6 protein-coding genes and 1 pseudogene are annotated in these 8689 nt (G+C 39.3%); 5 read left to right on the top strand and 2 right to left on the bottom strand.

Annotated features, from left to right (window positions below; genetic code table 11):
• Together FEDK69T_RS11885 and FEDK69T_RS15530 are read right to left on the bottom strand one after the other, a co-directional pair.
• Window positions 1-3396, bottom strand: a pseudogene (locus tag FEDK69T_RS11885) (hypothetical protein); the annotation flags it as partial.
• Window positions 3397-3526: 130 nt separating this feature from the next.
• A complete protein-coding gene (locus FEDK69T_RS15530) occupies window positions 3527-3967 on the bottom strand; it encodes a hypothetical protein (protein ID WP_023574410.1) in 441 nt (146 codons plus the stop codon).
• A gap of 357 nt (window positions 3968-4324) precedes the next feature.
• On the opposite strand from FEDK69T_RS15530, the gene folE reads away from it, so the two are divergent.
• The 5 genes from folE (at window position 4325) to FEDK69T_RS11855 (ending at window position 8437) form a co-directional block, all read left to right on the top strand.
• Window positions 4325-4996, top strand: a complete 672-nt coding sequence (folE, locus tag FEDK69T_RS11875; protein WP_023574409.1) for a GTP cyclohydrolase I FolE — start codon at window positions 4325-4327, stop codon at window positions 4994-4996.
• Between the two features lie 31 nt (window positions 4997-5027).
• Window positions 5028-6506, top strand: coding sequence for a cysteine--tRNA ligase (gene cysS / locus FEDK69T_RS11870; RefSeq protein WP_023574408.1), 1479 nt, complete (start codon window positions 5028-5030; stop codon window positions 6504-6506).
• A gap of 67 nt (window positions 6507-6573) precedes the next feature.
• Entirely contained in the window at window positions 6574-6798 is a 225-nt protein-coding gene (gene yidD / locus FEDK69T_RS11865; protein ID WP_035629714.1) for a membrane protein insertion efficiency factor YidD, read from the top strand.
• Window positions 6799-6884: 86 nt separating this feature from the next.
• Window positions 6885-7811: a prolipoprotein diacylglyceryl transferase gene (lgt, locus tag FEDK69T_RS11860; protein ID WP_023574406.1), complete on the top strand. Its 927-nt coding sequence runs from the start codon at window positions 6885-6887 to the stop codon at window positions 7809-7811.
• A 74-nt stretch (window positions 7812-7885) separates the two neighbouring features.
• A complete protein-coding gene (locus FEDK69T_RS11855) occupies window positions 7886-8437 on the top strand; it encodes a zinc ribbon domain-containing protein (RefSeq protein WP_023574405.1) in 552 nt (183 codons plus the stop codon).
• Window positions 8438-8689: the final 252 nt, after the last annotated feature.

Below are 8689 nucleotides of genomic sequence, written 5' to 3'. Positions count from 1 at the left end.
AATTGTCGCCACACTCACATCGTCAATACATGGGGCGATTGCTGTTAAACTGTATTGGAATATACTGGTTGTTGCGCCTGGTGCCGCTACGAATGTACCTGCTGCAGCATTGAACGTTCCGCCTGTTCCCGTTAATCTGGTCCAGGTACCGCCTGCCTGCTCTCCGGTGATTAAACTAAATAAGTTAATCGATGATGTATTGGAATCACAAACCGTTGTAGCGCCGTCGGTTCCTGCATTTGGCTGTGCATTGATGATAATTGCAGCAACACTCACATCGTTAACACACGGAGCAGTTCCTATCATAAAGTATTGGAAAGTACTGCTCGTTGAACCTGGTGCCGGTACATAAGTTCCTGCCAACGCGTTGAATGTTCCGCCTGTTCCTGTTAATCTGGTCCAGGTTCCGCCTGCCTGCTCTCCGGTGATTAAGCCGAATAAGTCAATCGATGCCGTGCTGGAATCACAAATCGTTGTAGAGCCGTCTGTTCCTGCAATTTTTTGTGGGAGGATAGTAATTGTCGCCACACTCACATCTGCAACGCATGGACCTACTGATGCTAAATTGTATTGGAACGTACTGGTTGTTGCGCCTGGTGCCGCTACGAATGTACCTGCTGTGGCATTGAATGTTCCGCCTGTCCCTGTTAATCTTATCCAGGTTCCGCCAGCTTGCTCTCCGGTAATCAAACTAAACAAATCAATCGATGATGTATTGGAATCGCAAATGATTGTAGCTCCATCGATTCCGGCATTTGGCTCATCGATAATGGTGACAGTTGCAATACTAACATCGTCAGGACAAGGAAAAACCCCTGGTACCGTATAAGTAAATGTAGCTGACACAGTACCAACGGAAGGTGTAAATATTGCAGACATCGGATTAAAAGTACCACCCAAACCTGATGTTTGTGCCCAAACCCCTCCTGATTGCTGTCCTGTAATAACATCATCCAAATGTATGGCATTATGCGTTGAAGAACATAAATTGTATATACCATCCAAACCAGCATTTGCCTGAGGCTGAATAGTAATAGTTGCAATACTCGCGTCATTAGCACATGGGGGTGTTCCTATTAAACTGTATTGGAACGTACTGCTTGTTGCTCCCGTTGCCGATACAAAGGTTCCCGCTGCCGCGTTGAATGTTCCTCCTGTTCCTGTCAATCTTGTCCAGGTTCCGCCTGCCTGCTCTCCGGTGATCAAACCAAACAAATCGATTGGAGTTGCATTTGATTCACAAATCGTTGTAGATCCGTCGGTTCCAGCAATTTTTTGTGGGAGGATAGTAATTGTCGCAATACTCACATTGTTAATACATGGAGCGACTGATGTTAAACTATATTGAAATGTACTGCTTGTTGCGCCTGCTGCTGGCACAAAGGTTCCTGCTACTGTATCGAATGTCCCACCTGTTCCTGTTAACCTGATCCAGGTTCCTCCCGTTTGCTCTCCGGTGATTAAACCGAATAAGTCAATCGAAGCAGTGCTGGAATCACAAACTGTTGTGGCTCCGTCAGTGCCTACATTTGGTTGTGGGTTTACAACTACTGTATTTGAAACAGCAACTGCTGCTGTACACAACAAAGGTGTTGCTGTATACTGAACTCCATCAACCCAAACAGTACCATTCGTTCTGGTAATGATAATTGTATTTGTTGGAGTCCCTGTCACAAAAGTTATGTGTCGCAAAACATCATTTGGACCAGCACTAAAAGTAGTACTTGCTGTACCATCAGAGATAGTAACATCACCTTGATTGTTATCCCTTGCAATACTAATCGTAATAGAAGTCCCTACCGGAACAGTATGTTGAAGTGTAATTGTTAAAACCGAATTGGTTCCGTCAACAGAAGCACAGTTCGTCGCTGAGGCTCCGCTTCCCACTGCCGAAATCGCCCCTGATGCATTAGCAGCATTGTTCCCGCCTGATGCCGACAAGCAATTACCCGTTACCGAAGCACCAGCAACAGATCCAATTGACGTAGCATTAAAAGTAGTATTCGCAGTAACCGCTGGAATAGTAATGGTTGATAAACCAGAGCCATTTAAAGTAGTCGTTTGAGAAGCTCCACCGTTAATGTTGTAAGTTACCGCTGTATTAGCGGTGCCGATCAAATTAAAGACAGCATTACTTCCGGAACAAATTGGTGATGTAGAAGTAACACTGGTTAAAGATGCAGAGGAACCACCAGCTGATAAAACAACATTTGAAAATGCGGCTGCACATCCGGGGAAATTAGTAATGATATTAGTATAGTTTCCTGCATTCAGGCCAGATATGATAATTTGGCCCGCAGCATTACTTGTGAGGGTAACAGAAATCGGTGTACCATCATCTGAATAATTAACCACATAAGAAGTATTCGGGTTCAAGCCATCTATTGTTATTGAACCATTGGAGCCTCCACAAGTTGGATTAGTTCCTGTTGCTACCGGACAAACGATCGAACAATCCGTAGAACCGGCAGTTGGACCCGGGTTTGTCTGTGTCATGGTAATATATCCCGCAGCTCCATCGAAATTGGTTATCATAACCATATACACCTCACCAATCTGCGCATTTGGTATTACCGCAGTTTCCGTTGCCGAAAGACTATAACTACAATCTATAACATTACCGCTGCAGGCATGGTCACCCGTGCAATCACCTTGTGTAAAATCTGAACAGGCTGCCGCCTGATTTGAAAATGGCCCCCATATCGCAAAATCTACATCCAGACCTGAACCCGTACCGTTTGGACCGGTCGTTTGTGATATTTGTAAATTCAACGGACCAGCCTTATCAATTTCTAAATAATACCATGCAGGTCTTGGAGCCGTCAACAAACAGGTATTGTCGGTAACTACAGCAGGCGCATTGGGAACACAGGCACCGCTTACATTTGGAAACTGCAAAGGTCCCGCATCAGCACAAAAAGGATCTGCCCCAGAGCAAACTGAATTTGCAGGGCCTGCTGTCAGTCCTCCCGGTGTCGCTTTACACGAAATAGTTGCTGCCCATCCTCCATTTTGGACTCCGGAATCAGATTCAAATTTAATAGTAATACATCCGGACGGATGACTTGATGCAATTGTCATTCCACCGCAAATTGGCGATGTATCTCCATAAGTACCGATAACAGCACCTGTGGTTCCGGTTCCTTCATATATTGTCATAAAATCCCAAGGCTCGCCTTCCACATTCCATGAAGTGAATTGCAACTGAACATAAGTCCCTGGAGTTGATGGACAAAAGGTCATCTGGTAATTTTCATTAGCCGAATAATTTCCTCCATTTCCACCTGAATCATAAAATGTCCCGGAACATGTTGAAAATGTCCCGTTTTGCATATTGTAATTCTGAGAAAAAACCGATGAGGAAATCATAATTAAAAGAAGTAGTATTTTTTTCATACTCGATTAATTTTTATTAATAAATGGGGAAATTATTAAAGGGTAATCAGTTTCCTATACTACACAAGTCTTTGTCTTTAGGAAACATAAGGGAATCAGAATCAAAAGAAGTAGTAGTTTTTTTCATACGCTATTGATTTATGGTAGTGACTGGGGTAATTACTAAAAGATAATCGGTTGCCCCTATCCTGTATAATTCTTTGTTTTTAGGAAACATAGGGAGATCATACTTTAGAGGATTAAAAGTTGAAACTGTAACTTTAAAGTCTCTTTCAAGTTTCGGGTTGTATTTATTGGAAAGAGGAAAATCAAATACAGACTTAAATTTTTTAGCTCTGTACTCAGGAAGAAAAACAATACTTACCCTGTTTTGTAGAAAATCGGTTATCATTTCCAATCTTCCGCTAGAAGATTTAAGCACAAGTTCATCAGCTTTGTCCTGAAAAACTTCACGGATGAATAATTCTATCTGTTCATCAGAATACTTACGTCTTTGATTTTTGTCACTATCAGATTGTGCTGAAATTGTTAACGCGAAAAAAAGCAGAATTACGACAAATAATTTTTCCATAGCAAATGATTTGGATTATAAATTATGGTGTTTTGGAATTTTAAAAACACGTTATAAATAGCATTTATGAATTAAATACTATTAATTTCATGTTAAATAACAAATTTCTAAAATTTTATGATTTAAAAAAAAGTATTACCAAAAACTCTATTAAATACAAATAAAATCGACAATTTAACCAACAAACACCGAAGCTGACAAAAAACAACAATAACACAAAAATCGGTATTTTTGTTAAAAAACAAATGCAGAAAAGTAATCTATTTCATACGCAGCATTAAACATTTCGTCGATAACAGGCATTTCATATTAATTAATTATCTTTGCGTGGTAACTTTTTAACACAATACATCCATAATGATTCACAACGACGACTTGAACGATCCATTAGGAGAAAACCATGTTGGCACTAGCGCACAAAATCCATTACGTTCTGATGCTTTCGATAAAACAGATGAAGAAAAAATAGCCCTTATAAAAAAGGACGTTGAAAGTATATTGGTTACATTAGGCATGGACCTTACCGACGACAGTTTAAAAGGTACTCCTAATCGTGTAGCTAAAATGTTCGTGAAAGAAATTTTCGGCGGGCTTCATCCTAACAAAAAACCAAATTCTTCTACCTTCGAAAACCATTACAAGTATGGAGAAATGCTGGTGGAAAAAAACATCACTATTTATTCCACCTGCGAACACCACCTTTTACCAATTGTGGGACGCGCACATGTAGCTTACATTTCCAGCGGGACCGTAGTAGGTTTATCCAAAATGAACCGACTGGTGGATTATTTTGCCAAAAGACCACAGGTTCAGGAGCGTTTGACCATGCAGATTGTTCAGGAACTGCAGAAAGTCTTAAAAACGGAAGACGTTGCCTGCGTAATTGATGCAAAACACCTTTGTGTTAACTCACGTGGTATCCGCGATATCGAAAGCAGCACTGTGACGGCAGAGTTCGGAGGAAAATTCAAAGAAGAAAAAACACGCCGTGAATTTTTGGATTACATTAAATTAGACACAACGTTTTAATCATCAAATACTATTTAATCAATAGATTTATATGCACTTATACCAAAATCAAACATTAAAGATTTACAATTCACTTTCTGGCGAAAAAGATGTTTTCAAACCGATCCATGAGGGGCAGGTAGGAATGTATGTCTGCGGGCCAACCGTATACAGCAACGTGCATCTTGGGAATTGTAGAACTTTCATTTCTTTTGATTTGGTATACCGTTATCTTAAACATTTAGGGTTTAAAGTACGTTATGTCCGCAATATTACCGATGTAGGCCACATTGTGGACGATGAAGATGAAGGCGAAGACAAAATCGCAAAAAAGGCCCGTTTGGAACAAATCGAACCGATGGAAGTGGTACAGCAATATACCGTAGATTTCCATCAGATTTTAGAAATGTTCAACAATCTTACACCGAGCATTGAACCAACGGCAACCGGTCACATCATCGAACAGATTGAAGTCATCAAACAAATCATAGATAACGGTTATGCTTATGAAGCTAACGGTTCTGTATATTTCGATGTAATAAAATACAATGAATCTCATAATTACGGAATTTTAAGCGGACGTAATATTGAAGATATGATTGCCAACACCCGAGATCTGGACGGACAATCAGACAAAAAGAACCCTCAGGATTTCGCTTTATGGAAGAATGCCGAACCAGAACACATTATGCGCTGGCCTTCACCGTGGGGCGACGGTTTTCCGGGATGGCATTTAGAATGTACCGCAATGAGCACCAAGTATCTGGGCCAACAATTTGATATTCATGGAGGCGGAATGGATTTAAAATTCCCGCATCACGAATGTGAAATTGCACAAAACGAAGCTTGTTCAGGACACACCCCTGTAAATTACTGGATGCACGCCAATATGCTTACCCTTAACGGAAAGAAAATGGCTAAATCCACCGGAAACAATATACTTCCAAGAGAGTTGTTTACCGGAAATAATACCGTTTTAAGCAAAGCCTTCTCGCCTGCCGTAGCTCGTTTCTTTATTTTACAGGCGCACTACCGAAGCATTTTGGATTTTTCAGACGATGCTATCCTGGCTTCCGAAAAAGGGTTCAACCGATTAATGGAAGCTGTAGATAATTTAAAAGATATTCAGGCCGGTACAACATCAACTTTGGATATTGCCGCATGGAAAAATACATGTTATGATGCCATGAACGACGATTTCAACAGCCCAATCCTGATTGCGCAATTGTTTGAAGCAGTTCGTTATATCAACTCGATGAAAGAAGGAAAAGAAAGCCTCAATGCATCGGATCTGGAAACATTCAAAAAAGCCTTTCATGCTTTTGTTTTTGATGTTTTGGGACTTCAGAATGAAAAGGAAATTGCTGCTAACAACGATAAACTGGAAGGTGTCATCAACATGTTGATTGGTATGCGAAATGAAGCCAGAGCCAATAAAAACTGGGGATTATCTGATGAAATCCGCGACAAGTTATTGGAACTAGGCATTCAGTTAAAAGACGGAAAAGAAGGAACGACTTTCAGTTTATAATTCCTGATTGATATAAGAAAAACACTAAATGATGAAGCATATTACTTCATCATTTTTATTAAGAGCAATGTTTAAAAAAATAATCATTTTACCTTTTCTGTTGCTGGTACGTTTTTACCAGGTGGCGATTTCACCCTACACGCCGGGTGTGTGCCGCTATACCCCAACCTGCTCACAATATACGGTTGAAGCCCTTAAAAAACACGGACTTTTAAAAGGCGGATGGTTAGCCATAAAACGCATAAGCAGTTGTAATCCCTGGGGAGGCAGCGGCTATGACCCTGTTCCGTGAAAATTTCTGATTAAATTAATCTATTTTTAGCTCCTCACTATCTATCATTTATTAAATTTACCGACTTTAAAGAATATACGCTCAATATGACACACGCTTTACACATGATCTGGAATCCTTCTGAAGGAATTGATTTAGGTTTTTTCATGATCCGTTATTACAGTTTAATGTTCATCATTGCCTTTGGACTGGGTTGGTACATCATGAAACATATTTATGAAAGAGAAGGCCTGCCACTTGAAAAACTGGATTCTTTATTCATTTACACCGTATTTGCTACATTGATCGGAGCACGTTTAGGACACGTTTTCTTTTATGACTGGGACTATTTTAAGAACCATCCGGAAGAAATTTTACTTCCTTTCCGATTCCAGCCACAATTTGAATTTACAGGTTTTGCAGGATTGGCGAGCCACGGAGCTGCGATTGCAATCATTCTGACGATGTATTTCTACAGTAAAAAAATCATTAAAAAACCAATTCTCTGGATTTTAGACCGAGTTGTTATTCCAGTTACAAGCGGTGGTATTTTCGTCCGTTTAGGAAATTTCTTCAATTCGGAAATCGTTGGAAACCAAACAGATTCAGCTCTAGGCATCCGTTTCATCAGAGACCAATACACTCCGAGGGAGGCCATGCAAAGCACCGGTATGCAAAACGCAAACGATGCTTACAAAGCCATTGAAACCAACCCTCAGTTTGCCGAATTATTGGACCATGTTGTAGCAAAACATCCAACGCAATTATATGAAGCCTTTGGGTATGTTTTTGTTTTTGCTATATTGTTCTATATGTATTGGAAAACCGATGCCAGAGAGAAACTAGGTTATATTTTCGGAGTGTTTCTTGTATTACTTTGGATGGTTCGTTTCATTGTGGAGTTTTTAAAAGAGAGTCAGGGCGGTTTTGAGAGCGCTCTGGGCGTCTTTTCGACCGGACAATGGCTGAGTATTCCTTTCATCCTTGTTGGCTTTTATTTGATCTATAGAGCAAAGCAACAGAAACTGAATTAATTTAGGATTCTGATATTTGATGTTTGCAAAAAGTTTGCAAAAAAAAGAAAACATGAAACGATAAACATAAATCAATGAAAAACCAATGCTCAAATTGCGAAACAGAAAATAACGTAACTTCTAAATACTGTTCAGTCTGCGGGCATAAATTACCGATTATTGAAATCAATGATGAATTGAACACAATTGAACAAAAGAAGGATACTAAAGTTAAAAAGAAGTTTAATCTAAAAGCATCTTTAGGTTTTGCCGTTGGATTTATAGTAGTATTTTTTACAACTCAGACTTTATTTAAACCTTCGATAGATAAAGAACTTGCAGAAGTTGCCAATGAAATGAACAAAACTTGTCCAATGAAAATTGACCAGTTTACTACATTAAAAAACACGATGGCATTGCCAAATAAAACCATACAGTATACTTACATTTTAGACGAAATAACAAAAGCTGAAGTAAATATGGATACTGTAAAAAAATATGTTTTTACAGGTCTTCTGGAAAATGTAAAAACCAATCCCGGCATGAAGATGTTCAGAGACAATAAAGTGACCTTAAACTACTATTATATGGATAAAAATGGGGTTTTTGTAACTGAATATCAAATAACGCCTGAAATGTATAAATAATCAAAAACCTCATGCCGACAAAGGTTTCTTGTGGACAGGATTTTAAGCCATCCTCAAACTCCGTTTTTTACCCATTCAACTTATCGATAAAACAAACTAAAAGAACAAAAATCCCAAAGACAGCTTTGGGATTTTTTTATGTTTAAACTGTATCTAAACAAAAAAAAATCCTGTTTTAACAACGCTTTTTTTCTCATTACAGCCATTAAAAACCACTCAAGGATATAATTTCCCTTTCAAAAGGGATTGATT

This window comes from Flavobacterium enshiense DK69 (assembly GCF_000498495.1).
GTDB lineage: Bacteria > Bacteroidota > Bacteroidia > Flavobacteriales > Flavobacteriaceae > Flavobacterium > Flavobacterium enshiense.
Note: the sequence above shows the minus strand (reverse complement) of the source record. Positions and strands in the feature narration are given on the sequence as shown.

Excerpts from the sequence above, each read along its gene's own strand:
- FEDK69T_RS11855 (WP_023574405.1), top strand. The coding sequence starts at position 7,886 with ATGAAAAACCAATGCTCAAATTGCGAAACAGAAAATAACGTAACTTCT.
- folE (WP_023574409.1), top strand. The coding sequence starts at position 4,325 with ATGATTCACAACGACGACTTGAACGATCCATTAGGAGAAAACCATGTT.
- FEDK69T_RS15530 (WP_023574410.1), bottom strand. The coding sequence starts at position 3,967 with ATGGAAAAATTATTTGTCGTAATTCTGCTTTTTTTCGCGTTAACAATT.
- cysS (WP_023574408.1), top strand. The coding sequence starts at position 5,028 with ATGCACTTATACCAAAATCAAACATTAAAGATTTACAATTCACTTTCT.
- lgt (WP_023574406.1), top strand. The coding sequence starts at position 6,885 with ATGACACACGCTTTACACATGATCTGGAATCCTTCTGAAGGAATTGAT.
- yidD (WP_035629714.1), top strand. The coding sequence starts at position 6,574 with ATGTTTAAAAAAATAATCATTTTACCTTTTCTGTTGCTGGTACGTTTT.